General features: G+C 62.5%; 23 protein-coding genes, 1 tRNA gene and 1 pseudogene. 15 read left to right on the top strand and 10 right to left on the bottom strand.

The genetic code is table 11. The features are described 5' to 3' along the window. The first annotated feature begins 41 nt into the window (after positions 1 to 41). The 7 genes from THIX_RS22230 to THIX_RS22195 all read left to right on the top strand — a co-directional run bounded on the left by THIX_RS22230 (position 42) and on the right by THIX_RS22195 (position 6,460). Complete coding sequence (locus THIX_RS22230; protein ID WP_112487936.1) at positions 42 to 1,028, top strand: ABC transporter substrate-binding protein; 987 nt, start codon at positions 42 to 44, stop codon at positions 1,026 to 1,028. Between the two features lie 39 nt (positions 1,029 to 1,067). After that, positions 1,068 to 2,687 (top strand): iron ABC transporter permease, encoded by a 1,620-nt coding sequence (locus THIX_RS22225; protein ID WP_158540983.1) that lies wholly within the window; start codon positions 1,068 to 1,070, stop codon positions 2,685 to 2,687. Between the two features lie 180 nt (positions 2,688 to 2,867). Beyond that, a complete protein-coding gene (locus THIX_RS22220) occupies positions 2,868 to 3,437 on the top strand; it encodes an NADPH-dependent FMN reductase (protein ID WP_112487934.1) in 570 nt (189 codons plus the stop codon). A 528-nt stretch (positions 3,438 to 3,965) separates the two neighbouring features. Then, on the top strand, positions 3,966 to 4,580 hold the full coding sequence (locus tag THIX_RS22210; protein WP_112488560.1) for a gamma carbonic anhydrase family protein: 615 nt from the start codon (positions 3,966 to 3,968) through the stop codon (positions 4,578 to 4,580). Further along, positions 4,567 to 5,112 (top strand): MarR family winged helix-turn-helix transcriptional regulator, encoded by a 546-nt coding sequence (locus THIX_RS22205; protein ID WP_158540982.1) that lies wholly within the window; start codon positions 4,567 to 4,569, stop codon positions 5,110 to 5,112. Before THIX_RS22210 ends, THIX_RS22205 begins: the two co-directional genes overlap by 14 nt. A gap of 243 nt (positions 5,113 to 5,355) precedes the next feature. Continuing rightward, the gene (locus tag THIX_RS22200; protein WP_112487932.1) at positions 5,356 to 5,901 is read left to right on the top strand and encodes a DinB family protein; all 546 of its coding nucleotides are present in this window, start codon (positions 5,356 to 5,358) and stop codon (positions 5,899 to 5,901) included. Then, entirely contained in the window at positions 5,894 to 6,460 is a 567-nt protein-coding gene (locus THIX_RS22195; protein ID WP_112487931.1) for a DUF2867 domain-containing protein, read from the top strand. Before THIX_RS22200 ends, THIX_RS22195 begins: the two co-directional genes overlap by 8 nt. A gap of 139 nt (positions 6,461 to 6,599) precedes the next feature. Here the strand turns inward: THIX_RS22195 and THIX_RS25045 are convergent. The 8 genes and pseudogenes from THIX_RS25045 to proC all read right to left on the bottom strand — a co-directional run. After that, positions 6,600 to 6,726 (bottom strand): annotated as a pseudogene (locus THIX_RS25045) (Tn3 family transposase); the annotation flags it as partial. Between the two features lie 111 nt (positions 6,727 to 6,837). Then, entirely contained in the window at positions 6,838 to 7,449 is a 612-nt protein-coding gene (locus THIX_RS22185; protein ID WP_112487929.1) for a LysE family translocator, read from the bottom strand. An 84-nt stretch (positions 7,450 to 7,533) separates the two neighbouring features. Next, positions 7,534 to 7,746 carry a hypothetical protein gene (locus THIX_RS22180; protein WP_371412976.1) on the bottom strand — a complete coding sequence of 71 codons (213 nt, stop codon included), beginning with the start codon at positions 7,744 to 7,746 and terminating at the stop codon, positions 7,534 to 7,536. 118 nt (positions 7,747 to 7,864) lie between these two features. Further along, positions 7,865 to 9,163, bottom strand: coding sequence for a hypothetical protein (locus THIX_RS22175; RefSeq protein ID WP_013123638.1), 1,299 nt, complete (start codon positions 9,161 to 9,163; stop codon positions 7,865 to 7,867). Then, positions 9,142 to 9,582: a hypothetical protein gene (locus THIX_RS22170; RefSeq protein ID WP_013123639.1), complete on the bottom strand. Its 441-nt coding sequence runs from the start codon at positions 9,580 to 9,582 to the stop codon at positions 9,142 to 9,144. Before THIX_RS22170 ends, THIX_RS22175 begins: the two co-directional genes overlap by 22 nt. 346 nt (positions 9,583 to 9,928) lie before the next feature. Next, positions 9,929 to 11,107 (bottom strand): integrase arm-type DNA-binding domain-containing protein, encoded by a 1,179-nt coding sequence (locus THIX_RS22165; protein WP_013123640.1) that lies wholly within the window; start codon positions 11,105 to 11,107, stop codon positions 9,929 to 9,931. Between the two features lie 160 nt (positions 11,108 to 11,267). After that, positions 11,268 to 11,358, bottom strand: a tRNA-Ser gene (locus THIX_RS22160). Positions 11,359 to 11,420: 62 nt separating this feature from the next. After that, on the bottom strand, positions 11,421 to 12,233 hold the full coding sequence (gene proC / locus THIX_RS22155; protein ID WP_112487928.1) for a pyrroline-5-carboxylate reductase: 813 nt from the start codon (positions 12,231 to 12,233) through the stop codon (positions 11,421 to 11,423). 343 nt (positions 12,234 to 12,576) lie between these two features. Between proC and THIX_RS22150 the strand changes: the two genes are divergently transcribed. The 6 genes from THIX_RS22150 to THIX_RS23255 are packed head-to-tail and all read left to right on the top strand — an operon-like array spanning position 12,577 to position 19,520. Continuing rightward, positions 12,577 to 13,041 carry a type IV pilin protein gene (locus THIX_RS22150; RefSeq protein ID WP_112488558.1) on the top strand — a complete coding sequence of 155 codons (465 nt, stop codon included), beginning with the start codon at positions 12,577 to 12,579 and terminating at the stop codon, positions 13,039 to 13,041. Between the two features lies 1 nt (position 13,042). Next, positions 13,043 to 13,549, top strand: coding sequence for a GspH/FimT family pseudopilin (locus tag THIX_RS22145; RefSeq protein WP_112487927.1), 507 nt, complete (start codon positions 13,043 to 13,045; stop codon positions 13,547 to 13,549). Then, positions 13,546 to 14,070: a pilus assembly protein PilV gene (locus THIX_RS22140; protein WP_112487926.1), complete on the top strand. Its 525-nt coding sequence runs from the start codon at positions 13,546 to 13,548 to the stop codon at positions 14,068 to 14,070. The genes THIX_RS22145 and THIX_RS22140 overlap by 4 nt, the downstream gene beginning before the upstream one ends. A 1-nt stretch (position 14,071) precedes the next feature. Continuing rightward, entirely contained in the window at positions 14,072 to 15,352 is a 1,281-nt protein-coding gene (locus tag THIX_RS22135; protein WP_112487925.1) for a PilW family protein, read from the top strand. Then, a complete protein-coding gene (locus THIX_RS22130; protein WP_112487924.1) occupies positions 15,340 to 15,951 on the top strand; it encodes a hypothetical protein in 612 nt (203 codons plus the stop codon). The genes THIX_RS22135 and THIX_RS22130 overlap by 13 nt, the downstream gene beginning before the upstream one ends. Then, complete coding sequence (locus THIX_RS23255; RefSeq protein WP_146748661.1) at positions 15,948 to 19,520, top strand: PQQ-binding-like beta-propeller repeat protein; 3,573 nt, start codon at positions 15,948 to 15,950, stop codon at positions 19,518 to 19,520. The genes THIX_RS22130 and THIX_RS23255 overlap by 4 nt, the downstream gene beginning before the upstream one ends. 63 nt (positions 19,521 to 19,583) lie before the next feature. On the opposite strand, the gene THIX_RS22115 is transcribed toward THIX_RS23255, so the two are convergent. Further along, the gene (locus THIX_RS22115; protein ID WP_233224787.1) at positions 19,584 to 22,880 is read right to left on the bottom strand and encodes a proline dehydrogenase family protein; all 3,297 of its coding nucleotides are present in this window, start codon (positions 22,878 to 22,880) and stop codon (positions 19,584 to 19,586) included. 491 nt (positions 22,881 to 23,371) lie between these two features. On the opposite strand from THIX_RS22115, the gene THIX_RS22110 reads away from it, so the two are divergent. Next, positions 23,372 to 24,109, top strand: a complete 738-nt coding sequence (locus tag THIX_RS22110; protein ID WP_112487922.1) for an acetoacetate decarboxylase — start codon at positions 23,372 to 23,374, stop codon at positions 24,107 to 24,109. Positions 24,110 to 24,260: 151 nt separating this feature from the next. Further along, positions 24,261 to 24,737, top strand: coding sequence for an Lrp/AsnC ligand binding domain-containing protein (locus THIX_RS22105; RefSeq protein ID WP_112487921.1), 477 nt, complete (start codon positions 24,261 to 24,263; stop codon positions 24,735 to 24,737). 129 nt (positions 24,738 to 24,866) lie between these two features. Here THIX_RS22105 and THIX_RS22100 read toward each other — a convergent pair whose 3' ends face one another. Then, positions 24,867 to 25,835, bottom strand: a complete 969-nt coding sequence (locus tag THIX_RS22100) for a hydrogen peroxide-inducible genes activator (protein ID WP_112487920.1) — start codon at positions 25,833 to 25,835, stop codon at positions 24,867 to 24,869. Positions 25,836 to 25,934: the final 99 nt, after the last annotated feature.

The raw sequence follows: 25,934 nt of genomic DNA, 5'->3' as shown, positions 1-25,934 counted from the left end.
CTGAGAGTTCATATTTTATTGGGCCTTATCTATAGTCAGCCATGAAACACAAACTCCTTTTTGCCTTCTCCCTCGTCCTCGCTGCGTTGTGCGCCCGTATGGCGAACGCCGCCGACCTTGTGGTCTACAGCAGCGCTCCCGCCTCCCTGGCCAAAGCGCTGGCTGCTGGATATGCCAAACAAAGTGGTCAGCATGTGGATCTTTACACCGCCAGTACCGGGAAGATCATGGCGCGATTGGCTGCTGAAGCTGCCCAGCCTCACGCGGATGTGGTCATTCTCGCGGACTGGACGGCGGGACTCGCCTTGGCCAATCAAGGTCTGGTGCTGCCGTACCGGCCCGACGCGATCCTCAAGACCCTGCGTCACCAGGTGAATGCGCCCGGCCCCTTCCTGCCGGTTGGCGCCGATGTCGTCGGTCTGGTCGTCAATACGCATCTGGTCGGTGACAAACAGGCGCCGCAGGATTGGTCCGATCTCACCAACGCGAAATGGAAGGGCCAGCTCACCATGCCCGACCCCACGCTCTCGGGCACCGCCTCTGACTTTGTCATCGCCTACGCCGCGCATGAGGGCCAAAAAGGCTGGGCCTGGCTCGATGCCCTCATAGCCAATGGTTGCATCTGGCCCGGCCCCAATGCCAGCGCCTTGCGCCCGGTGGAAATGGGTGAGCGCAGCGTCATGGTGGCAGCGGTCGGCCATACCGCCCTCAAGGCCAAGCTCGCGGGCAACAGTCTTGATCTCATCATTCCCAGCAGCGGGGTGCTCCTCATTCCCCGACCAATAATCGTCATGAAGAGCAGCCACCAAGCAGCGGCGGCAGAGCGCTTCGTCGACTTCGCGATGTCCCCTGCGGGCCAGACCGATGTGGCGAAGGCGCTGCTGCTCCCCGCAGTCTCCAGTGTGCCGCCCGCGACGGTCTGGCCCGATTCGGCCCTGTCCCATGTACTGCCGGTGGACTGGGCCGCATTGACGCAGCAACGCAAGACCGTTCTGGCCCGGTTCAGTCATCAGATTCTTGGCCGGTGAATGCAGAGCGGACGATCGTTTCGCCGAACCGGGGAGATCTTGCTGCTCGGCGCGTTTGCCCTGCTGATCCTAGCCCCCGTTGCGGCTCTGCTCTTCGAGGCGGCAACCCCGCTCACGCACGGACAGAGCTGGCATGTCCTGCTGGGTCATGGCCTTTTCGCCAACCTGCTCACTACCCTCAAACTGGCCGCGCTCACTGCGGGGTTGTCGCTGATCGCCGGTGCCCTGCTTGCAGGACTGGTGGAGGCGACGCCGGTCCGCTGGCAACAAGGGCTCGAGCCGCTGCTCCTCGGCTCCTTCCTCATGCCGCCCTACCTCACCGCGGTGGCGTGGTCGCTGATCGCAGGGCCGGTGGGCCTGTGGAACCAGGTTCTCGGTCATGGTGGACTGGCGCTTGCCAAGCTGCTGTACGCCCTGCCTGGCATGGCGATCGTCATGGCCCTGCACTTGACGCCGCTGGTCTATGTCATGGCCAGCGCGGCGCTTCGTGGCGTCGATCATCGCCTCATCGAGACGGCCCAGGTTCATGGCGCATCGCCACTGCGTGCGCGCTGGATGGCCTATCGACCAGGAGTGGCTCCTGCGTTGTTGGCCGCGACCTTGCTGGTGTTCCTCGCCAGCACTGAAGAATTTGGCGTGCCTAAGGTGCTCGGTGATATGGCGGGCGTTCAGGTGCTCAGTGTGGCGGTGGAGCAGGCGCTCGACGTCTGGCCGGTCAACCTGCCTCGGGCTGCGGGCATCGGTTTGCTCCTTGGCACACTGGCCCTGATGATCTGGCTGCTCGCCTTGCCCCTGACCCGGATGACCGCGACGTCGGCACAAAGGCGCGCGGTGAAGACGCGGCGCTGGTGCGCCTTGCCGCCGCTGCTGTTCGCCGTCATCGCCACAGGGCTGCCGCTGGCGGCCATCGGGGTAACGGCCCTGCAGAAGGCCGTCACCAACGGTTTGGCTTCAGGCAATTGGACCTGGAAGCATTTTGCGCAGGTGCTCACACCGGGCGATGGCGGGCTCGCGGCCTTGCAAACCAGCATCGGGCTGTCCGTCGGTACGAGCGTGGCAGGTATGGCGGTGGCGGTGACCGGCCTGTTCATCCTTCAGCGGCTTCCTGAGCGCACCCGAAGATTCCTGGAGGTGCTGGGCTATGCGCCACAGGCGATTCCCGGCGTGGTGATGGCGACTGGGCTGATTCTGTTCTGGAACGCTCCGGGCAACCCGCTGCCGATCTATGGTCATGTGCCCATCATCGGCCTGGCCTATCTGGCGCTCACGCTCCCCTACGCACTGCGCTATGCCGCGAGTGGTTTGCAGCAGGTTCCGGTCGGGCTGAGCCAGGCAGCGAGCGTGCACGGCGCGCGACCACCCCGTGTGCTGACTCAGATCCATCTGCCGCTGGCATGGCCGCATGTTCTCGCAGGCGGCGCGGTTCTGTTTGCGTTCTGCATGCGCGAACTTGCCGCATCGATCCTGTTACAGCCGCCTGGCACTCAGGTGATCTCGACCTATGTCTATGCGCAGTTCGATCAGGGGAATGTCAACGACGGCATGGCCTTGGCGGTCGTGGGCATTGCGTCGACGCTGCTTGTGCTCATCGCGGTGCGCGGCGTGGTTCAAGGTTTGTCCAAGACCCGTTCCGCGGAGGCGCCTGCGTCTGCAAAATAGAGCGCCTTTGATCTTCGACCGAAGCAGTAGGGAAAATCCACCGACTTGTTGTTTGCAACATCGCTCCTGCCCGTTCAAGTGATAACGGACTGTCGCAGCGTCAACTGGTCGCACCGAATGCGCCATCGCTCCGATAGTCCGTACCGCCCCACGTGATGAACACCACCGTAGAATCCCGGCATGCCCCCTGATCTCATGCGCGTCCTGGCCATGGCCGGAAGCCTGCGCGCGGCTTCGATCAATGCCGCGTTCTGCCGCGCAGCAGCTCGCCTGGCACCTGCCGATCTGTCGATATCGGTCTATCCGGGCTTGGGCGACCTCCCCCTGTTCAACCCGGATCGAGAGATCGATCCGCCTCCCTCGGTTCGACACCTGCGGCAGTCGGTTCGACAGGCAGATGCTCTGTTGATCGCCAGCCCCGAATACGCTCATGGTGTATCGGGCATCATGAAAAACGCCTTGGATTGGCTGGTCAGTGACGAAGGGTTCGTGGGCAAACCCGTGGCCCTGGTCAACACCTCCCCCAGGGCCCATCATGCTTACGATGCGCTGCGTGAGACGCTTCTAACCATGTCAGCCGTGATGGTCGAGGGCGCATCGCGCGACATAGCCCTGCTTGGCGCATGTGTGACTGAGGACGCCATGGTGAATTCCGGTGAGGTCGCGGAGTCGATCCGCCACATTGGCGAAGCCTTGAGGGTTTACCTGCTCTCACCAGAATGGCCCGGCCCCTCGGGCAAGACACGATGAACCTGATCCAGTCCAGCCCTCTCCTGGACCGCAGACATGTCTGAGCGTTGATCGGGACCGCTCAAGGAGCCCCGGGGTCGCAGCTCGTCCTCGGCGCGTTTGTCTTGCAATCCTCAGTCCGAACTCCAATGCAGTAGCCTCTACGTCTCATTCGGCAGCGACTGGTGGCCCTACGCGCTGCGCCGTATTGGCGAGAGCCAGGAAAACGCATGGCAGCTTGCGCGCTCTCTACTCGGCGGCAGCTAGCGACGATTGCAAGCCGCGTAGCAATACCCGGCGGCCGGTGCCGGAGTGGAGCTACAGACGGAGTTCGTGAGTGACAGTAGCTGGACCGATGCGGCCGTCGCCCATCCTCAGTACGCTGACTGCTATACGTCAGCGAGCGGGCATCGTCTGCATTCCATCCAACGCGCCCGTTACCGATAGTCTGCGGGCGTCGCGCCCCGACGTTCGGTGCCTCGAACGCTTGGCAATGATGCTCTTGCCCATCTATCATTCATGCATGCTGCATGCAATATGGAGACTCATATGTGGATTCAAAACGATCAAGATCATCCATTCGTTGACCCAAGCGCCAGGGTCGCATCTACCGCTGTCATCTCAGGCGACGTGCACATCGGAGCGAATTGCTCCATTGGCCACGGCGCTGTACTCATCTCTGAAGGCGGACCGATTCGCATCGGCGACAACTGCGTAATCATGGACACTGCGGTTATTCGCGGCGTGCCGGGGCACGTAACGCAGATTGGAAGCTGCGTTCTCGTGGGGCCGCACGCCTACCTCGTCGGATGCTCAGTGGAAGATGAGGTGTTCATAGCAACTGGTGCGGCCGTTTTCAATGGCGCCATTCTCCGGCGCGGCAGTGAAGTGCGAATCCACGCCGTGGTGCATATCCGCACGGAGCTTGCCGCTCACGCAACCGTCCCCATCGGCTGGGTCGCTGTGGGGACACCTGCCCAAATTTTTCCTCCTGGGGATCACGAAAGGATCTGGACCGTTCAGAAGCCGCTCGACTTCCCGCGTTACGTGTTCAACACGGAACGTCCCCCGCAGGGGGAATCCATGATGGCCGCGGTCATGCCGCGCTATGCAGCCGCGCTTCGGCGCATGCATGCAACTGACAGGCTCTATGAACAAGCGTGAGAGAAATCAGGCGCTGCAGGCCAATAAACTGGGCGCCATGTGGGCCGTGCTTGACCGAGCCATTAGCGGGGCGTTGGAAGACTATTCGCCATCCAGCGCGGCAATCCTGCTTTGGCTCTCCTATTGGCCACCTATGAGCGTGAGCGAACTTGGCAAGGTGCTGAGCCTTTCCCAACCCGCTTGCTCGCGCGCAATTGACCGCCTGGCAGCTTCTGGGTTTGTCCGGAAATCCCATAGCGGATCCCGCGAGACTTTGGTAGAAATCCTCGCAGCAGGCCGCGTTGAAGCCATGCGCCTGCAAACCCAGCGCCTTTCGACCCTAAGTGCGATGCTAAGCACGCTGGCCAAGTCAGAACAAGCGGAGTTCACGAACCTGCTCGACAAACTGCTCGCCGGAGCAGTAGAGAACCGAGCCGATGCGCGCCATATCTGTCGCTTTTGTGACCATGGCGTCTGCGACGGGCCGTTTTGTCCAGTGGGTTGTCGCGCAACGCAGATCGAGCAGTCCGCGCAAGGCGAAGAGCGCGGCTGAGCGCCATACACGGGCCGTCAACACAGCCGATATGCGAACTCAGCAGTGCCTTGGCACGATGGTGGCTACGATCGCCAGGGCCACAGCTATCGTATGTTCAATACTAAGGCCTTCCGATTTGTCCGGAGCATATGCGGAGTAAGAAATTGCAAAAACCTCGCCGTCAATGACTTGGCTCGGCATAATCATGGTTCGCTGCGCCGACGTACATTGCGTTAGGCATCTCAGGGAGTAATCGCGCGCATGTCAAGCACCACACTTCGATCGCTGTTCGGGTACAAGTCCTGGGCCAATCAGGAGTTATTCGCCACCCTTGCAGGGCTACCTGCCGAGCACGCAGAACATCTCCACACATGTATCCGAACGCTGAACCACATCTACGTCGTTGATCGCATCTTCAAGGCCCACCTGAGCGCCGAGCCAAGGCCCTTCGACGCCACGAACACCAAGAGCACGCCCACCCTTGCTCAATTGCGGTCCGATGTGGCGGCCACCGATGCTTGGTACGAGCACTACGCTGCAAGCCTGAGCGCAACCAATCTCGCCGAAGTCATCGACTTCGAGTTTACCGACGGGGACAGCGGGCGCATGTCCCGAGAAGAAATCCTTCTCCACGTCATCGCACACGGTGGCTACCACCGGGGTAATGTTGGTCAAGTCCTCAAGTCCATCTCCCCCCCATCGCCTCGCGATCTATACACCAAGTTCCTCCACCAGAGCGAGCCCGCACGAAGGGAGGCTCCAACCCGACGCTCACCCCTCAGTTCACACGTCAAACCGCATGAATGAAGGTCCGCGCGAAACTACTGCACCGCCAAGCAGCCTGGTCGCAGGTCTGCTCGTCGGCTCCGACTTCCACGACTCTTGGTCAGTTGAATCCAACGCAGTCGAACTCCCAGCGCTTGACCACTTCATCGCTGCCATTGGACATACTCCCAAGTGGGTCAATGCGTGCATGGCCTTGCGCAACCGAACGGCGTCCCTGCTGGGGCTCAAGGACCTTGGCCACCTGTCTGCTCTCATTCCCGGCAAGTCGCCCTCAGAGTACCGCCTAGGCGACCGCGTCGGAATCTTCACGCTCTTCGAGAACACCTTCGACGAAGCGCTGCTCGGAGACAAAGACAAACACCTGAACGTCATTCTGTCGGTTCATCGCGCCTTGCTTCCTGGAGAACCCAAGGTACTGATCACCGTCACCACAGTGGTTCATGTGCACAACTCGCTTGGGCGCATCTATATGCTGCCGGTAAAACCAATGCATCGAGTCATTGTCCCCGCGGTCCTCGACGCGATCGGCAATCGAATGAATAGGGGGTCTGGACCGCAATGGGAAAGAGAAGTCAGTTAAACCCCATGAACGCATCTGCAAAATTTCATAAATCAATCCCTGTGGACAACAGGCGTAGCTCTCCACGCGCGTCGGACGCCGACACGGCGCGCGAGTATTTTGATGTTCTTGCGTCGACGGCGTCTGCCGCCCCCCTCCTTGGGCCACACCCGGTAGCCCTCGCTGCGCAACCGCATCAGCACGCCTTCCATGTACCGCGTGTTCCGCAATACGATCATGTTCACAATCAGGCCGAGCGCATTCAACAGGTCTTTTTGTCCTGCGCGACATGCGTTGACACGAAGGAGGGAATCGGCATCGAGAGGGCGACTTGCAATTGAGCAGCCTGGCCTCACCCCGTCGATACACCTGTCGTTCGTCATGGGGTCATACCCGCGCTAATTGCTGATGATCGCCATCACGCCCAGCACGACGAACAGCGTGCCGGCGAGAATTTGGCCGATCCGCAGTGCCGGGCCGCCCGGTGACACGCGGGCACGCAACGGATGGGCGAGCAGGATGCAGAACACGTCGGCGGCGGAAAACAGCAGATTGGCGCAAGCGCCGAGCAAGAACAGTTGCCAGCCGAGCCCGAGCGACGCGTCAGGATTCGTGAATTGCAGCAGAAACGAAAAATAGAACAGCGCTGATTTCGGATTCGACGCCTCGATGAACGCGCTCGAAGACACAACGTTGTTCGGCACCTTGATCGCCGCGTCCTGCCCTACGGGTGCACGGATGCGCTGGATGCCGAGCCAGATCAGATAGCCTCCACCGACCCCCTTGAGCACGTGATACAGCATCGGTGATGTCTTCAGCACCGCGACCGCACCGAGCGCGACGATGCAGATCTGGAAAAAGGCGCCGAGGTGGATGCCGAGCGCGGACAGGAAGCCGACACGCCGCCCGTGCTGAAGCGTCAACGATACGGTCTGTAGCAGCGCGGGCCCAGGAATGAAGCCGAAGCCGAGGCAGGTTAGGCCGAAGAACAGCGCTTTTTCTGGCAACATCAGAAACAGTCTCCAATCACACGGTTCACCGGCTCAAGAATCGCCGGACGGACAACGATCCGCCCGGATTCCACATGGGCCGAGTCATGACAAACGCTGGCGGTTGGTGATTACGCTTTCGGTTGGCTTATCGGTTTGCCACTGTTGATCCAGCCAGTCTGCCCACCACTGCATCAGCCCCCGGCGCTGTTCGAGATACTGCGCCCGGTTGTACGCCGCGCGAACCGCATCAGTCTCCCGGTGCGCAAGCTGGCGCACGATGACATCGTGGGCAAAACCCGATTGTTCATTGAGCACTGTAGACGCGAGATCCCGGAATCCGCACAAACTGGCAGGGAAAGGGCGAAAAAGCCAACTGAGAACGGTTGGCTTTTGGCAACGGCAATTCAGGTAATCTATGCAAGCATGCGCCCAATCACCCCCCATCGAGCTCACTGCGGTCGATCCGCTTGTGGTTGACCAGTAGCGTGCGTATGGTCAGGCTCGAGACTTGGAAGTAGTGGGCGACATCCTGCTGGTTCTCCATCGAGTAGTCCCCATTCAGCATGGTTTCCACAGCTTGAAAGGGGCTAAGGAGTTCGGCTGCGAACGCGCGCTGCACCTTCTGCCTGTAGGTATCCGAACGCGTGGCAGGGCGCATGGGATCGTTAGTTACACGGATCAAGGTATCACCCAGCAGACGGGCTATCTCGAAACGACGACCGGTATCCCACTTGGAGCGTAGTACGACCCGATTACGCTGCTTGGACTCTGATAAGACAAAGGACAGATCGAATTGCGGTTCTAGTGGTTCTGCGGAATTAAAAATATTTCGTGGGGCACCATACATATCCGCAAGCCGATCGTTCGTGATAGCTACACCCTGGTCCATGTTTTCCTGAGCACGCAACAGTTGTGCTGTACGGGTACCAACCTTCCAGGCGGCGTCTAAGTCACCTGGAATGGGAGTGCGCAGGGTTACACAGTCTTGAGGATTTGTGACGGCACCTCGCTCATGACCCAGCTCGAGCAGGCGCGTGACGTCGGGCACAGCTTTACCCGGTATGCGATTGGCGGCGATTTCCTCAAGAGCGGTTTGGCCTGTAGCCTCGCCATTGCTCAGAAAGCGATTCAGCAGAGCTTCATCCACTTCGCCAGGGTCTTCGCTCAACAATGCTTCGAGCTTGCGGTGCATGGACAGAGTTGGATCTTGTCGCTCCTGGAGCACGTGCTGCCAAATATCGCTCAGATTGCTGTCGGCAACTTGGCGAGTTTGCAATCGTTGCAAAACCGCTTCGATGAACAAGTCCACTTCGCTTTCAAAGTCGGCAGCGGTGATGACACTCACGCTGTCAGTGATATAGCGGTAAGGGGTACGTGCACGCTCGGGCGTGGGTTTAGACACGAGCGTGACGGCTTGCCCATCGGAAACGATGTGGATGTTCGGCCAGATGTAGCCCCCGCCGATGCTCGCCATGGCATGTGAGAGTTCCCACTCGGGTGACTTCTTGTGTGGCTCCCAACGCAGGCGCCACCAATTCCAGGCTAGCCATTCGGCAAAATGGTATGCCGACAGATACGGATCTCGCCGGATGCTTTGCAAAAGACGATCATGTCCCTCCGTCAAGCAGGCATCATAGGCATAAATGCCGAGCGCGGCAAAACCCGCTCGCTCTTCTGGCGACCCAGTTTCCAACTGCGCCCACTCGGGCGTTATTGACCAGCGCTCTGGCATCTTTCTATCCAGACGGACTTCACATACTCGTGCATGACATCCTCATCTTCCAGCGGGTACCCATGATATTCACCGGTGCCATGAGTATCTGTTTTGGCTTCAAACACCTCGCCACGTTCCGATACGCTCCAAATGAACTTCGGGAAGCCGTCTTCCCGCGGCTCACTGAACAAACCGCATTGGATGCCGGTCGCCACAAGGTGCTGTGCCTCACTCAGATTAATGGTGCGCTCCAGATCACACAACGACTTTGTGGGCCGGGGGTTTGCTCGCGGCAGCTCGTAATCAGCTGGATTTCGTTTATGGTGACCGCTACCGACATAGCGCACGTCCCGCATCAATTGCGCCTTCTCCTCCTCAGTCAGGCGCTCTGGCCGGACGATACGGCGTTTGGGGTTATTTCCGGGGCGTTGTGCCATAAAAATTTGCCGCCAAGTTTCGTCCTCAGTAGGAATTGTTCAGCATTCTCGCATAGTTAAGGCCGGCAGGCGGGGCCTGTCACATGGGCTCAACCATCTTGGTCCTGGGCTATGCATTGGTCGTCCGGCAGTCCGGTGACACTTAAGGCATGGTCGCAACAATTGTCGAAGTCAGACTCGGACCGTCACGGCGCCATGCGCTGTCGAACTGGCATGAGGTAATCCCTGGCTGACAAGCTTCTCGTGACTGCCATCGAAGGCGCTCACATGCTATCGATGGGCCGCTCCACGTTCTGGCGCGCCGTCAGCGCCGGCATACTGCCGCAGCCCGTGCGGATCGGCAGCCTCACGCGCTGACGGGTGGCCGATCTGATTCGCGCTGTCGATCCAACCAGTCCGCCCACCACTGCATCAACCCCCGGCGCTGGTCCAGATATTGCGCCCGGTTGTACGCCGCGCGAACCGTATCCGTCTCGCGGTGCGCGAGCTGGCGCTCGATGACATCGTGCGCAAAGCCCGATTGCTCATTGAGCACGGTGGACGCCAGAGCCCGAAATCCATGCGCCGTCATCCGACCGCGATAGCCCAGTCGGTAAAGCGCGAACAGGAAGGTGTTCTCCGACAGCGCATGCCCCGGGCGCAGCGGTGAATCCAGCACCAGATTGCGGTCACCTGTGAGCACCCGAAGTTGTTCAAGCACCGCCCGCGCCTGTTGGGACAACGGTACTACGTGCGGCAATCCTGCCTTCATGCGGTCTGCGGGAACTACCCAGACCGTGCCGTCCTCGCGCAACTCTGACCACCGCATACCGCGCATCTCGCCGACGCGCACGAAAGTCAAGGCCAGTAACTGCAGCCCCAGGCGGGTGACCGGCTCCTCATAGCCGTCGATCGCCGCGAGCAAAGCGCCAGCTTCGCCGGGCGGGATGCTGGCCATCGGTTTTTTCACCTTGCGCGGCTGCAGCACTCGCACCAGACCAGCGGCACCGTGGCTCTCGATGTAGCCCACGTCCTGCGCGTAGTCGAATACCGCCGCGATGCGCCCAGCCACCCGATGAGCAGTTTCCACACGGCCGCCCTTCTGCACGGCCTGCACGACTTCCACGAGTTTTGTGCGTGGGATCTGATCGATCGGCAGCTTACCAATCGCTGGGTACGCGAAGCGCTCCAGCGTCCCGGCTACCTGCCCCTGGTGCTTTCCGTTGGACAGGGAGGGAAGTTTGATCTTCAGCCACTGCTCCGTGATGGCCTTGAACGTCGGTGCGACCTTCGCGATCGGCGTGACTGTCGCCGCCTCGGCCGGTGTGCTTTTGGCCTGCGTATGCGCTTCTCGGGCCTGCGCCAAAGTCATGGCCGGGTAGCGGCCGTAGGTCCGCGTGCGCTGTTTGCCGTTCAGCTCGTAGTTGGCACGCCAGCTTTTCAACCCGGTGGGCGCCACAAAGAGGTACAGGCCGCCGCCGTCGGTGAGTTTGTAGGGCCGCTCCTGCGGCTTGGCTGCGTCGACAGCCTTTACGGTGAGACTCATGGTATCGCCCTTCTGGATACCATGAAAAATACCACGATTGGCGGCTGGCTGGCGTGGTATCGCCTCGGATGCAAAGGGACGATTATGGACGCACTCCCCAATGAAAAAGCCCCACCGCAGAGACTGCGTGGGGCTTTGAGGGACTGCTTTGGATCAATTCTGGCGGAGAGAGGGGGATTCGAACCCCCGAAGGGCTGTTAACCCTTACACGCTTTCCAGGCGTGCGACTTAAACCGCTCATCCATCTCTCCGGGAGCCCGGCATAGTAGCAGGGCGTGCTTGGCGGAAGTGTGCGATTCCCGGCTGGCTGCGCTCAATCGAGCAGGTCGCCCAGTTCGGTGGCGCGCTGGGCTGCGGCCTGCAGTGCGGCGTCGAAGGCTTGGGCGACGCGGTGCTGCGCCAGTGTGTCGAGCGCGGCGGCGGTGGTGCCGCCTTTGCTGGTGACTTGCTCGCGCAGCTGCGTGGGCGTGAGCGGCGACTGGGTGGCGAGTGCCGCCGCGCCGGAGAAGGTGCCCAGCGCCAGGCGCTTGGCGATGTTGGCAGGCAGGCCGAGACGCACGCCGGCGGCGGTCATGGCCTCCACCAGATAGAACACATAGGCCGGGCCGGAGCCGGACAGCGCGGTCACCGCGTCGAGCTGGGCTTCCTGCTCGACCCACAGCAGGGCGCCGGTGGGCGCCAGCAGGCGCTCGGCCTCGGCGCGGTCGGCCGGGGTGCAGGCGGCGTTGGCGTAGAGCCCGGCGATGCCCTGGCCGATGAGCGCGGGGGTGTTGGGCATGGCGCGCACGATGCGCCGCGCCCCCGCCCGGCGCGCAATGGCGCCGCAGCGCACGCCGGCCATGACGCTCAGGTGCAAGGCGTCGTCCAGATGCGGGGCGCAAGCCGCGGCAGCCTCGGCAAAGCTCTGCGGCTTGACGGCCCACACCACCCCTTGCGCCGCGCGCAAATCCGGCCCGGCCTCGGCCAGGACGCGCACGCCGAAGCGCTGCTGCAGGCTTGCGCGCTGTGCGGCGAAAGGTTCCAGCACCAGGATGGACGCAGCCGGCGTCCCGGCCTGGAGCAGCCCGCCAACGAGCGCGCCCGCCATATTGCCGCCGCCGATGAAAACGAGGGTTGAGGAGTTCATGCCGGGATTATCGCGGGCGGCTGGTGGCCGGCAAGTTCTGCAGCACCACGCGAACGGCGCACATCTGGCCCCCTCCCCACCTGTGTGCGGGTTGGGGGAGGAGACAACATGCTGTGCACGTGGGGAAGTCCCTGTCGGCCCCTCAAGCACGAGGCCCGGCAGAAGAGATCTGAACTGTGCCGTCAAGCGACGCCTGAGCCTGGAAGGCTCATGTTTCCGGTTGTTACTTTGGTGAGTAAATGTATTTTATTCGCCGTTCATCCGCGAAAAACCACCGTTCATCCAGATTTTGTCGTGCACCATCGATCTCTCCACCAGAATGCAGCACAAGGAGTTCTTGCGCATGAAAACCTCTCGTGGCTTCACCCTGATCGAGTTGATGATCGTCGTGGCGATCGTCGCCATCCTCTCGGCCATCGCCCTGCCGGCCTATAACAGTTACGTCACGCGCAGCAAGCTGGCGGAGGCGTTTTCGGGGCTGTCGGGCGCCAGCGTGGCGTTGCAGCAGTATTACCAGGACAACCGCACCTACGTTCCCACCGCGGCCAACCCCAATGTCTGCACCACCGGCAGCGCCAATGCACCGACATCAACGGACTTCACCTTTGCCTGCAACCCGGCGCCAACTGCCACGCAGTTCACCATCACGGCCACGGGCAGCACGCCCACGCTGACCGGGATGGTTTACTCCATCAACCAGAACGGCACCAAGCAAACGCTCAGCGTACCGACGACCGGCGGCTGGTCCAGCCATAACGTCGGCAGCAGTTCCACCTGCTGGGTGCGCGACCAGTCCGGGGACTGCTGAAATGCGCCACGCGGCCCGCCGCCCAGGCGGCTTCACCCTCATCGAGTTGCTGGTCACCCTCGCGGTGGCGGCCATGCTCGGCATGCTTGTGGTGCCGAACCTGGTGACCATGGTGCAGTCCGGCAAGACCTCGGTTTTGATCAACAAGTTTCCACAGGACGTGGCCTGGGCGCGCAACCTGGCGGTGACGTCGCAGCAGCCTGTGCAAATCGCCTTGTCCAACGGCAACTGCCAATGGGTAGCGACGGTCAATGGCGGTCCCACCGTGGCGGAACATTCCATGACCAATGCAGCGACGGAATACCCCGGCGTCACCTGCAGCATTACGACGAACGCGCCAACCACCGGGAACCTTGACTTTAATTCTCAAGGCTTCATCACGGACGGCGTCGGCGGCCCTCCAATCTCGCCCACCATCACCGTGACCACCGCCAATGGTCAGCAAACCTGGACGATGCAGGTGCTCAGTTCGGGCAGCGTCATCCTCAACAGCAACACCGCGTCATGAGCCTGCCCTTCTCGCCTTCGTCAATCCGCGCGCGAGCCGGCCTTCAGGCCGGGCTGTCACTCATCAGCGTGTTGGTGGCCATCGTCATTTTCAGCCTCGGCATGCTCAGCATCGCGTCCATCTACACCATGGCGGTGCCGGCCGTCACGGCCAACGAAGCCGCCACCGACACCGCCGCATTCGGCAACCAGTTCTGGGCACTGCTGCAGGCCAATCCGGGCTTGGTCAACACACTGTTCGGCGCCTCGCCGGCAAGCGGAACAAAGGTGCAGTATCAGGTTTCGAGCCAAAGTGCTGCCCCAACTTCGCTTCAACCGCTGTTGACGAATATTTTCAGCAATGGGCAAACCATGCTCCCCAACGCCAGCGTCACCATCACCGCCAACAACGGCGCCGACGGCAACGCCTGCAGCGCTGCAACGCCGACCACCACGCTTTGCGGCATCACGCTCAACATCCAGTGGCAGCCCAATTCCACGACCACCCGGTCGCAGACCTACAACTACCAGGTGGGGTTCTGACATGCACGCCACGCCTGCACGCCTCACCCTGCCCCGCCAGCGCGGCCTGACCCTCGTCGAGCTGATGGTGGCGCTGGTCGCGGCCATCATCTTCTCGCTCTCGGTGCTGCTGGTGCAAATCGCGCTGACCAAGGAAAACGTGCAGATGTCCGATGTCAGCCAGCGCGACAACCAGTCCCGCGCCGCGCTCGACCTCATCACCCAGGACCTGAGCAATGCCGGCTTCATGCTCGGTGGCGTGCAGTCGCGCTGCAGCCTGACCCTGGCCTACGACAGCAGTCTGACCAACCCGGCGTTCTTCCAATACCCCGTGTCCGCGGCGTCGCAACCGCTGCCGTTGCCCACCAGCACGGCCGCGGGCAGTTCCACCTACCCCAGCACGACGCCCGATCCAAACAGCTACGGCAGCAGCGCGCAGTTCACCGACATGCTGTTTTTCACCGGCACCACCAGCGCCCTGCAGTTGCCGAGCAACGGCAACCCGAGCACCTATGTGGTTCAGCAAGCGTCGACGACCACCGCGCCCGGCGCGAATGGCGCCATCAGCTCGACTGTTTTGCCGCTACAGACCGTCACCGGCATCAACGCCGGCGACGGCGCACTGCTGCGCATGCCTTTGAACGGCAAACTCGTGTGTTTTCGGGTACCCATTGCCCATGTCAACCCCAGCAACCCGCCGACAATCGACAGCAAAAGCACCCAGCTCTTTCCTGGCAGTGGCTACACGGGCTTTCAAACACAGATGCAGTCGGCCGGCGTCTGGCCAGCCTCGGGACTGGTCAACAGCAACCTGATCGGCTCGCGGCTCACCGACCTCGGCCCTGCGGCCGCCACCGTCGAGCAAACCGTGGTGTATTACGTCGGCACCTATGGCACTGCGGGCACGGCAACCGGCAGTTACCCCATGCTGATGCGCGCCGTGATCAACGCGCAGAACGACACGCTCACCTCCATCAACCCCGTGGCCGCCGGCGTGGTCAGCCTGCAAGCCCTGTTCGGCGTGGATGAAACCAACTCCGGCGGCGTGACCAACTACCTCACCTGGCCCGACGTGGTGAAGGGCAACTACACCGCTGACGTGCGCAGCGTGCTGTTCGCCATCGTCACCAAAACCCTGCAGACCGACCCGAAGTACAACGCGCCCGGCACCATCACCCTGGCCAGCCCGACTGCCGGCCCGGACAGCTTCACCAACTACAGCGTGCCTGCTGCGTATGCCAACAACCGCTTCTCCGTCCTCGAATCCGAAGTTGCCATTCGGAACCAGATATGGCCGCACTGAACCACCGCGCGCAGCGCAAGCCCCAGCAGGGCTTCGTGCTGCTGCTCACCCTCATCACCCTGCTGGTGCTGCTATTCGGCGTGCTGTTCACCATGCGCGGCACGCTGCTGCAAACCGCCATGACCGGCAACACCATGCAACGCCAGAAAGACGTGCAGGCCAGCGACCTGGCGCTGCGGCAGGTGCAGCAGGCCATCATTCAGACCGCCAATAACGCCGGTGACGTGCCGCTGGAAATTGCCGCCACCGGCAAAGCCTGGTTCTACATCCCGCCGAACAACGGCAGCGTCTGGCCCGCGCCGGGCACTGGAACGGGCGCCCCCGCGACGTATTGGCAAACCTGCCAGGCATCCGGCACCTGCGACACGGTGGCCAACGTCGCTTCGGTCATCAACCCCGCGCCGCCCGCCCTGCCGGGCGGCTACACCGCCCTCGCCACCGTGGTCCCGACCAACCAGCCGACCGATGCCTACAGCTGTGGCAACACGGGGTTCACCGCGACGTATTACGACATCTTCCTGCACACGCAAGAGGCGAACGCCACGACCGCCGCCACCACCGAAACCGTGTTCAAACTCTGCACCCCGACAACATCATGAAAACTGTCCACGCCTCAAGAATCATGCTGCTGCTTGCGGCTGTTGCATTTCTACTTGGAGCTTGCTTCACACTAGCGCCATTGAGTTTTGCGAAAAAAAGGGGTGGAACAGGAACAGGCAGCACAACGAGCACCAGCCTGCCGCGGCCGCAAATCGTCATCGCCATCGGCAATTCGCAGTCGATGGACGGCGACTTGAGTGGAGCCATCATGACGGGATCAGGTTCACTTGTCGGGGCTGGGCTGGGGTTAAGCGGCCTCCAAAACTCAAGTTCCCCTGTAAATTACTCAGTTCCGCTTGGTTTTACCCCCCCAGTGACCGCCACAAGCGCGCCAACCGCCCCCTACACCCGACCATTCACGGGGCCCAACGGCGGATCTGATTTGGTCGATAACAGCGCGAGTCGGCTGAATGTTGCTAAGGCTGGGATCACCTCGGTATTAAATCAATATTTGCCGAGCATGGATTTTGCCTTAGAAGATTACGATGTTGGTGAAAACCAGCTTCCAAGCACCCTGTACAACACGTGGGTTTATTACATGTCGAATCCCGGAGGATTCACATTCACGAATACCGGGCCTGCCAGCACAACATCACCTTCTTCTACAGTTATCAATCCCTGCTATGGCTATAATAACAGCAACCCAACGACGACCCTTGACTATCAATGCTCTCAAGTTGACAGCTCGGGTTTATATAACCCGTACAATAGCATCTCCACCTATAAATACATGTCAGTGAGCGCATCATCCGATGATGCCGACATCAATGATGTTCTGTATGATAATAGCGGCCAGTTGAGCGGACTATCCATTGTCTATAATGCAAGCGGGAACGCGCCGGCGAGCCCATACTCCACATTCACACTATCTCAATATCATACACCCAACACAATTACCGTCAGCTACGACAGCCAAATCAATAGCAGCGCCCGAACAACAGGTCCAACCAATGCTGGTTATGTGCCGTTTTCGACTCAGGTCATGTATGCACAGCGCGGCTTTGGCTTTTATCAATCTGCCATCCCGACAGACGGATATAACATTGTACCAATGACGACACTTGGGGCCAATCCAACTAGTTCACAAATTAGCACGGCATTAGCCCCATTTCAAACAGCGTTGGCTCCAGAAACGAGCAGCCTGAATACACATGAAATCAAAGCATTAGCCGTTCAGTCACCTCTGGCAGGTCTGGTGCAAGGTGCAGCCACCAGTTTCACAAGCGCAAGCTCATCTTGTGCGGGGAAGTATCTCATTCTTGTGACAGATGGTTTACCAACGCAAGATTTGAGTAATAACTTATGGCCTCCGCTTGGCAGTGCTGCCGGCGCTGCAACGCCAAATGGTTATGGTGTTAATGCTGCCTTTTACGGAGTCGCAGGTAATGCAGCCTATGGCATCAATAACGACTCTGGCAATACTGGAGGCCCCGTCGGCACGCTTGATGCGTCCAACACCAATGACCAAGCTCTAATCGACACTATCACCGCCATCCAAAATCTGAACAGTGGCTCGCATCCGATTAAAACCTACGTCATCGGCCTCGGCGCTGGCGTTGACTCCACCGCCAACCCGGCTGCCTATGCCGCACTCAATGCCATGGCTATTGCAGGGGGCACGGGGCAGGAATATCCGGCAAACAATGTGTCGGCTTTCAATTCCGCGCTGAGCAGCATTGCCGGACAAATTTTCAGCAGCATCGCGGTGTCAGCCCCCGTGGCGCCCACCAGCATCACCGGCGGCTCGCTGATTTACACCGCCACCAGCGACAACAATCCCGGTGCCATCGGCGGCCACATCCAGGCTTACGGCACGGTCGCGCTTCCGAGTTCGAGCGCCAGCGCGCCAGTGGGTACGGCCAGCGGGCCAGCGGTGTGGGATGCGGGCGCACCCTCGCTCATGTCAGCCGCTACGCGGCAAACCGCACTGTTCAGCACCACGGGCACTGCTTCCGGCTCCGGGCTTGGTTCGGGAACGATCGACACGCTGAACAACATCGGCAACAACAGCAGCAGCCCGAATTACAGCCCAAGCGCGTTCGCCCTCTCGGCAACGACCTGCGTGCCCAATATCTCCACGATTCTGGCCTACACCTTCGACCCGTCGTTCAACACGGCGGGGGACAGCACACCCAACATCAGCGGTCTGGGCTTTCCAAGCGGCGTTGCGGGTTGTTCCTACCTCGCCGGGCGGCAGTTGAACTGGATGCTGGGCAGCTTGAGCCCGAACGACCATGTGCAATATCTCGGCCCCCCGGGCAATGCGAATTTGCTGGGCATCGGCGGTTATGTATCCTTCGCGCGCAACAACAGCGGCCGTGAAAAACTGGTGTTGTTCACCAGCAATGACGGCTTCCTGTACGCGGTGGATGCGACCACGGGCAACCTGGTCTGGGGCTGGATGCCGCGGTCTTTCCTTGCCAACTTGCAGTACTACACCAGCTTCCAGACCGGGCAGTATTTCGATGGCGCCTTCACCACCACCGATGCGGCAGACACCTCGACCAGCCCTCAGGCGAGCGACTGGGCCAGCTACGTGGTGGGCGCGGCTGGCGGCGGGGCGTATCACTATGCACTGAAGCTGAGCAGCAACGGCAGTTCCACGACCACCACAGCGCCAACCCCCTCGGCCCAGACTTGGGGCATCAACGTGGCCGGAGGGAGTTCGCCGCAGGAACAGGCGCCCATCATCGTCACCGTGGGCGGCATGCAATATGCGGTGTTCGTGGTCAACACAACCACGGGCAGCGGCAGTTCCGCGGTGACCAAGAGCACGCTGTACGAGGTGAACGTGGCGACCGGACAACCGGCCACCGGCACGGCGCTTTCGTCTTCGCTCACCACACTGCCTTCAGGCACCTATGTCAACAGTTCTTTGACCTATGTGCCGACGACCGGCACGCTCTGGCTCGGCGACAACAATGGCGGGGTGTGGAGCCTGAACATCTCCGGCTCGGCGCCGAGCGACGCGGGGAATGCCACACAGGTGGCAACGACCAGCCCGGCGGCAGCCATCAACTATGTGGGTTACACCGAGATCAGCGGCTTGCCCTATATCTGGGCGGCAACGACCAGTGAAATCACCACGTTTGCCCTGTCGGGCGGCAGCTCCAACATTCTCTGGGCCAGCAGCGGCACGAGCGGCTACCAGCCCGACAGCAGTGGAACGTTGACGGCCGTTTCCTCGACCACGGTCATGCCCTTGCAAAGCGGCGGGCAGATTTCCGCTGCCCCCGTCCTGGTGAATGGTGTGCTGGTGGTGCCGGTGTATGTGCCACCTCCGGGCAGCACCTGCGGCGTAGGAACCGGCTACTACGACTTGTTCGACCTGCTGACGGGCAACAAGCCGAAAATCACCATCACCTACAAGAACAACGCCGTGTTGAATGGAGTCATCGCGCTGGGTGCGGGCATCCCGCTGTCGCCGGCGGTTTACGTCACGCCCACGGGAACGGTGATCTACCCGGGCAGCAGCACGCCACCCAATACGACGACACCGAACTCGATCAGCCCGATTCAATTCGGCGGCAACGTGATGAACAAGCCCATCGCCTGGCGGCAGTATTGATGCCGTTGTTCGATAGCGCCTCCCTGGAATGCCCCTGCTCGGGGAGATTCCAGGGCCTTCGCCTCACACCGCCGCCTGCGCCAGCAGTGCCGCGTTGCCGCCAGCGGCTGCGGTGTTGATGGTGAGGGTTTGTTCGCTGCAAAAGCGCAGCAGGTAATGCGGACCGCCGGCTTTGGGGCCGGTGCCTGAGAGGCCTTCGCCGCCGAAGGGCTGCACGCCAACCACGGCGCCGATCATGTTGCGGTTGACGTAGACGTTGCCGCAGCGTGCGCGTTCGGCGATGCGCAGGGCGCGGCCGTCGATGCGCGTCTGCACGCCGAGCGTGAGGCCGTAGCCGAGGGCGTTGATGGCGTCGACCAGGGCGTCGAGCTCACCCGCCTTCCAGCGCACCACCTGCAGCACCGGGCCGAAGATTTCGTCCTTGGCTTTGGCCACACCAACCACGCCGCCAATGTCGAACAGGCTGGGAGCGATGAAGTGCAAAGTTCGGGCAGCGGGCTGTGCGCCGGGGAGCAGCGCGTCCTCGGGGATGCGCAGCGCGAGCGCAGCCTGTATCGCGTTGGCAAGCTCCCCACCCCAGCCCTCCCCACCAGTGGGGAGGGAGCCAAGCTCTGTTCTCATCGCGTCAGTGCGTAGTGTGCTTGACTCCTCCGCCATCATGGCTGAGCGAAGGCGGTTTTGCTCCTCCCCCATCGCATGGGGGAGGTTGGGAGGGGGAGCCGTCCGTGCGGCTTCCAGCATGTCACCCGGCCACGGCGTGCGCGCCAGCAGCCGGGCGTCGCGCTGCAGGCGCTCGGTTTGTGCGCGCAAGCCCTTCCAGGCGTCGGCGTCGATCACGGGCGGCACATCGGTGGCGAAGTCGCAGGCCTGGCCGATGCGCAGTTCGTGCATGGCGCCGGCCAGCATGACGAGCATGGCGTCGGCGACGTCGTCCTGCACGCACAGCAGGCGCAGCGCGGAGCAGCGCTGGCCGGCGGAGCGGAAGGCGGAACTGACCACGGCGTCGACCACCTGCTCGGGCAGGGCGGTGGAGTCGACGATCATGGCGTTGACGCCGCCGGTCTCGGCAATCAGCGGCGCAATCGGCCCGTCCTTGGCGGCCAGCGCGCGGTTGATGCTGCGCGCGACCGCGGTGGAGCCGGTGAAGGCCACGCCGGCGGCGAGCGGGTGCGCGACGAGTGCCGCGCCCACGGTTTCGCCGGGGCCGTGCAGCAAGGCGAGCACCCGGCGCGGCAAGCCGGCTTCGACCAACAGATTGACGAAGGCTTGCGCGGTGGCCGGGGTTTGCTCGGCGGGCTTGGCCGCGACGCTGTTGCCGGCCACCAGCGCCGCCAGCACCTGGCCGGCGAAGATGGCGAGCGGGAAATTCCACGGGCTGATGCAGACGAACACGCCGCGCCCGTTGCTGCGCAAGGCGTTGCGCTCGCCGGTGGGGCCGGGCAGTTCCTGCTCGGCCAGCAGGTGGCGCGCTTGCAGCGCGTAGTAGCGGCAGAAGTCGGTGGCTTCGCGCACCTCCGAGAGCGCGTCGCCCAGGGTCTTGTGGGCTTCGCGCTGCATCAGGGCGATGAAGGCGTCGCGGCGCTGCTCCAGCAGATCGGCGGCGCGCAGCAAGACGGCGCAGCGCTCGGGCAAGGGCGTGGCATTCCACGCGGGCCAGGCCGCGTGCAGCGTGCGCATGGCGGACTCGACCGCCTCCGCACTGGCTTCGGCCACGGCGGGCAAGGGCAAGGCGCGCGCGGCGGCCAGCACGGGCTCGCGCGCCGGAGCGTCGGCCACGTCGAAACCCAGCGGGTTGGGGCGCGGCTCGCCATGCAGCAGGCCGTAGAGGTTGCGCGGGGCGGGCAGCGTGCTGCGGTCGGCCAGCCACAGCGGGTCGTGCAACAGCTCTTGCGCGGGCACGGAGGTGTCGGCCAGCAGATGCACGAAGGAGGAGTTGGCGCCGTTTTCCAGCAGGCGGCGCACCAGGTAGGCGAGCAGGTCGCGGTGCTCGCCCACGGGGGCGTAAACGCGGCAGCGCAGCGCCTTGTTGTTCAGCACCTCGCGGTAGATGCCCTCGCCCATGCCGTGCAGGCGCTGCAGCTCGAAGCGCGCCGTGGGCCGCTGCGCCGCCAGATGCAGCACGGCGGCGATGGTGCCGGCGTTGTGGGTGGCGAACTGGGGGTAGATGGGGGCGTCATGAGAAAACGCTGGGCCGCCCCAAGTTTTCACATCCCCCTCGGGGGGCGGCTGATGCAAGGCAGCGGCCTGGGGGCGGTCACTGGCCGCGGCGGCATCGAGCATGATCCGGGCGCAGGCGAGATAGCTGGCATCGGTGTGATGCTTGTGGCTGAACACGGGATAGCCGGCCAGGCCGAGTTCCTGCGCGCGCTTGATTTCGGCGTCCCAATACGCGCCTTTCACCAGCCGCACCATGAGACGCATGCGGTGGCGCCGGGCGATGGCGATCACGGCCGATACGGCCTCGGGCGCGCGCGTCTGGTAGGCCTGCACCGCCAGGCCCAGGCCGCCCCAGGTGGCGGTGCTTGGCTCGGCCGCCAGGCGGGCAGCGAGGGCGTCGAGCAGGTCGAGCTGCAACTCCAGGCGCTCGCTCTCCTCGGCGTCGAGGGTGAAATTGACATCGGCCGCGGCGGCTTCGCGCGCCAGTTGTTCCACCAGCGGCAGCAACTCCGTGAACACGCGCGCGCGCTGCGCCTCTTCGAAACGCGGATGCAGCGCCGACAGCTTGATGGACATGCCGTCGCGCAGCTCGGGGCCGCCCGGCGTGCGCTGCTGCGCCAGCGCCGCCAGCGTGGCGCGGTAGGAGGCGGCGTAGCGCGCGGCGTCGTCGGCCGTGCGTGCGCCCTCGCCCAGCATGTCGTACGAGAAGGTGAGGTTGGGCTGCTCGCGCCGCATGGCCTGGGCGCGCTTGGCCGCAAGCTGCAGGTTTTCGCCCAGCACGAACTGCTTGCCGAGCAAGGCAATGGCGCGCACCGCCGCCGCCACCACGGTGCCAGCGCCCAGGCGGGCGATGAGGCCGCGCGTGGCCGAGTCGTCTTCCGGCAGCAGGCGGCGTGAAAAACCAAGCAGGCGGCCGGACAGGGCTTTGAGGGTGGATGGGTCGTCGTCCTTGTCGAACTTGGCCTGGCCCAGTTGATCGGCCGCGAGCAGGGCCGCCGTTCCGGTGTCGGGCACGCGCAGCAGGGCTTCGGCCAGGCGCATCAAGGCCAGGCCCTCGCTGCTGGCGATGGGGTATTCGCGCAGCAGCGATTCCAGGGCCCAGAACGGCGCGGGCTTGGTGCGCACGGCCGTCACCCAGGGCTCGGCCACGGCGGTGGCTGCGGCCCAGTCGAAACCGGCAAGGCGGGCGAGCAATTGGCGCATCACCACGGCTTCGTCACGCACGGGCTGCGGCAGACGCGGGATGGCGGAAGGTGAGCAAGCCTGCGAGGAGGCAAGGGAGCGGAGAGCGTTCGAGGTGGGCAGGGCGGACATGGTTTTTGAGGGGATGGCAGGGGGCTGTGCAACACCGATAACTTTAGGCCTCTCCCCCCAAAATGGGTGTTGTATTTGGGCTAGCCTGACCGATCATTCTTTGGTTAACCAATAATTTTTAGCGTTTAATTTTGCTCCAAGGCCTTGCTATTTGGATGCCATGCTGAACCGCAGCGGCATCAGCTGCTGTCGTATTTTGCCGCCATGACCGGATGAAGCCAAACTGAAACCGGACGATTTCCGTGAACTTTCCAGCTTTGCGCTGCACAGACTGAATACTGTCTCTCCTGGATCGCTCCAGGGTCAAGCCGCCGGGCCCGTCCATTGGGGGTCAGAAAGATTCGAGAATGACCCATCGTTTTCTTGAAAGGATCTCAACCATGCAAGCCAAACAGGTCGTGAAGTCCGCTTTTTCCATGCCGCTGTCGAGCCCGGCCTATCCGCGCGGGCCGTATCGCTTCATCAACCGCGAATTCCTCATCATCACCTACCGCACCGACCCCGCGCTGCTGCGCGAACTGGTGCCGGAACCGCTGCAGCCCGCGGGCGATACGGCCAAGTTCGAGTTCATCCGCATGCCCGATTCCACCGGCTTTGGCGACTACACCGAATCTGGCCAGGTGGTGCCCGTGACCTACAAGGGCAAGCCGGGCACCTACCAGGTCGCCATGTTCCTGGACGACGAGGCGCCGCTGGCCGGTGGGCGTGAAATCTGGGGCTTCCCGAAAAAGCTGGCCAAACCCCGCCTGGTTGTGGAGAGCGACACCTTGCTGGGCACGCTGGACTACGGCTCGGTGCGCGTGGCGTCCGGCACCATGGGCTACAAACACAAGGTGCTGGACACCGAACAAGTGCGCAAGAGCCTGCTGGCGGCGAACTATCTGCTGAAGATCATTCCCGATGTGGATTGCACGCCGCGCATTTGCGAACTGGTGACTTACAACCTGGAAGACGTGGTGGTGAAGGGAGCATGGACCGGCCCGGCCGCGCTGGAACTGCATGCCCACGCGCTGGCCCCGGTGGCCAGCCTGCCGGTGCTGGAAGTGCTGAGCAGCGTGCATCTGGTCTCCGACCTCACCCTGGGGCTGGGCAGGGTGGTGCACGACTATCTCAAATAAATCATGGGCAAAGCCGCGCAGCTTGTGTAAGCTTGCTCGGTTTTTCAACGACAATCGGCACGCTCGTTCAGTTCACGATTCTTGACATCCCTGTTTTAATTTGTCTATTGAATTCGACAAACCAATTCCTAGATTGCTCGGAGGCTCGACCATGAAAGACCCCGCAAACGCCCTCGACCGTGTCGATCGGCGCATCCTGGCCTTGCTGCAAGGCGATGGCCGCATGTCGAATCTGGCGCTGGCCCAGGCCGTGCACCTTTCGCCCACGGCCGTGCTGGAACGCGTGCGCCGCCTGGTGCGCGAGAAGTTCATCCTCGGCTACGAGGCCAGGCTCAACCCCCAAAAACTGAGCGCGGCATTGCTGGTGTTCATCGAAGTCGTGCTCGACCGCACCACGCCCGATGTGTTCGAGCAGTTCAAGACCGCCGTGCAGGCGCGCCCGGAAATCATGGAATGCCATATGGTTGCCGGTGGCTTCGACTACCTGCTGAAAACCCGCGTGGCCGACATGCCGGCCTACCGCGAGTTTCTCGGCAGCGTGCTGCTGAGCCTGCCCGGCGTGCGCGAAACCCACACCTACGCGGTGATGGAAGAAGTGAAGAACTCCCAGGCCCTGCAGGTGGAGTGAAGCGGCCGCGGTCTGCCGCGGTTCACTTTGGCCTCCCGGTTTCGACGCGGCTTTGACGCGACTTCGGCTCCGCAACAACACAAAAGGCGCTCTCGGGCGCCTTTTGTGTTGTTGCGCGGCGCTTCCCGCTCAGGCCGCCTGGGCGGCCGCTTGCGTCTGATGCAGCTTGATCACGCCGGGCAGATCGCAGTCGAGCACGGCGCGGCGCAATGTCTCGACCGCTTCCAGCCGCGTGAAGCTCTTGCGCCACACCAGCACCACGCGGCGCGTGGGCACCGGCTCGCAAAACGGCACATAGCAAATCTGCCCCGGCCCTTCGGGCGGCGCCCTGCCTGGCTCGAACGGCACCGACAGCTTGGGCAGGATGGTGATGCCCATGCCCGAGGCCACCATGTGTTTGATGGTTTCCAGCGACGAGCCCTCGAACGTCTTGCGGATGCCCTCCGAGCCCGGCGAGAAGCGCGCGAACTCGGGGCACACCTCCAGCACATGGTCGCGGAAGCAATGGCCCGTGCCCAGCAGCAGCATGGTCTCTTCCTTGATGGCTTCGCTGCTCACCGGCTTGCCATGCGCCAGGCGGTGACCGTGCGGCACGGCGACGAGAAAGGGCTCGTCGTAGAGCGGGGCAATCGCCAGGCCATGCTCGGGGAAGGGCTCGGCCAGAATGGCGACGTCCAGCTCGCCGTTGCGCAGCATGTCCAGCAGCTTCACCGTCAGTTGCTCCTGCAGCAGGAGCGGCATTTGCGGCGCGTCGCGGATGATGCGCCTGACCAGCGGCGGCAGCAGATAAGGCGCCACGGTGTAGATCACGCCCAGGCGCAAGGGACCAGCCAGCGGGTCTTTGCCGCGCTTGGCGATTTCCTTGATCGCCGCCGACTGCTCCAGCACGCGCTGCGCCTGCTCGATGATTTCACTGCCGATGGGCGTGATGCTGACCTCGGTGCCGCCGCGCTCGAAGATTTTCATGTCGAGCTCGTCTTCCAGTTTCTTGATTGCCACCGACAGCGTGGGCTGGCTGACGAAACAGGCCTCGGCGGCACGGCCGAAATGGCGCTCGCGGGCGACGGCGACGATGTAGCGAAGTTCAGTGAGTGTCATAGCTTCGATTGAAGCAGATTATCAAAGGCATGGTTCGGCGCTATGGATCGCCGGGGTTCATCCTCGGCATTCACCGGCCCAATGGTTGGGTCCTGCGCG

It is taken from the genome of Thiomonas sp. X19 (assembly GCF_900089495.1).
Classification (GTDB): Bacteria; Pseudomonadota; Gammaproteobacteria; order Burkholderiales; family Burkholderiaceae_C; genus Thiomonas_A.
The sequence above is the reverse complement of the archived record's forward strand: the minus strand, read 5'-3'. Positions and strand labels throughout refer to the sequence as shown.

What these genes read in the sequence shown, in the direction of transcription:
- THIX_RS22100 (WP_112487920.1), bottom strand. Translation starts at nt 25,835, where the DNA reads ATGACACTCACTGAACTTCGCTACATCGTCGCCGTCGCCCGCGAGCGC.
- proC (WP_112487928.1), bottom strand. Translation starts at nt 12,233, where the DNA reads ATGAACTCCTCAACCCTCGTTTTCATCGGCGGCGGCAATATGGCGGGC.
- THIX_RS22110 (WP_112487922.1), top strand. Translation starts at nt 23,372, where the DNA reads ATGCAAGCCAAACAGGTCGTGAAGTCCGCTTTTTCCATGCCGCTGTCG.
- THIX_RS22170 (WP_013123639.1), bottom strand. Translation starts at nt 9,582, where the DNA reads ATGGCACAACGCCCCGGAAATAACCCCAAACGCCGTATCGTCCGGCCA.
- THIX_RS22165 (WP_013123640.1), bottom strand. Translation starts at nt 11,107, where the DNA reads ATGAGTCTCACCGTAAAGGCTGTCGACGCAGCCAAGCCGCAGGAGCGG.
- THIX_RS22115 (WP_233224787.1), bottom strand. Translation starts at nt 22,880, where the DNA reads ATGCGCCAATTGCTCGCCCGCCTTGCCGGTTTCGACTGGGCCGCAGCC.
- THIX_RS22195 (WP_112487931.1), top strand. Translation starts at nt 5,894, where the DNA reads ATGAATGAAGGTCCGCGCGAAACTACTGCACCGCCAAGCAGCCTGGTC.
- THIX_RS22105 (WP_112487921.1), top strand. Translation starts at nt 24,261, where the DNA reads ATGAAAGACCCCGCAAACGCCCTCGACCGTGTCGATCGGCGCATCCTG.
- THIX_RS22175 (WP_013123638.1), bottom strand. Translation starts at nt 9,163, where the DNA reads ATGCCAGAGCGCTGGTCAATAACGCCCGAGTGGGCGCAGTTGGAAACT.
- THIX_RS22130 (WP_112487924.1), top strand. Translation starts at nt 15,340, where the DNA reads ATGGCCGCACTGAACCACCGCGCGCAGCGCAAGCCCCAGCAGGGCTTC.
- THIX_RS22140 (WP_112487926.1), top strand. Translation starts at nt 13,546, where the DNA reads ATGAGCCTGCCCTTCTCGCCTTCGTCAATCCGCGCGCGAGCCGGCCTT.
- THIX_RS22150 (WP_112488558.1), top strand. Translation starts at nt 12,577, where the DNA reads ATGAAAACCTCTCGTGGCTTCACCCTGATCGAGTTGATGATCGTCGTG.
- THIX_RS22200 (WP_112487932.1), top strand. Translation starts at nt 5,356, where the DNA reads ATGTCAAGCACCACACTTCGATCGCTGTTCGGGTACAAGTCCTGGGCC.
- THIX_RS23255 (WP_146748661.1), top strand. Translation starts at nt 15,948, where the DNA reads ATGAAAACTGTCCACGCCTCAAGAATCATGCTGCTGCTTGCGGCTGTT.
- THIX_RS22205 (WP_158540982.1), top strand. Translation starts at nt 4,567, where the DNA reads ATGAACAAGCGTGAGAGAAATCAGGCGCTGCAGGCCAATAAACTGGGC.
- THIX_RS22230 (WP_112487936.1), top strand. Translation starts at nt 42, where the DNA reads ATGAAACACAAACTCCTTTTTGCCTTCTCCCTCGTCCTCGCTGCGTTG.
- THIX_RS22135 (WP_112487925.1), top strand. Translation starts at nt 14,072, where the DNA reads ATGCACGCCACGCCTGCACGCCTCACCCTGCCCCGCCAGCGCGGCCTG.
- THIX_RS22210 (WP_112488560.1), top strand. Translation starts at nt 3,966, where the DNA reads ATGTGGATTCAAAACGATCAAGATCATCCATTCGTTGACCCAAGCGCC.
- THIX_RS22145 (WP_112487927.1), top strand. Translation starts at nt 13,043, where the DNA reads ATGCGCCACGCGGCCCGCCGCCCAGGCGGCTTCACCCTCATCGAGTTG.
- THIX_RS22185 (WP_112487929.1), bottom strand. Translation starts at nt 7,449, where the DNA reads ATGTTGCCAGAAAAAGCGCTGTTCTTCGGCCTAACCTGCCTCGGCTTC.
- THIX_RS22220 (WP_112487934.1), top strand. Translation starts at nt 2,868, where the DNA reads ATGCCCCCTGATCTCATGCGCGTCCTGGCCATGGCCGGAAGCCTGCGC.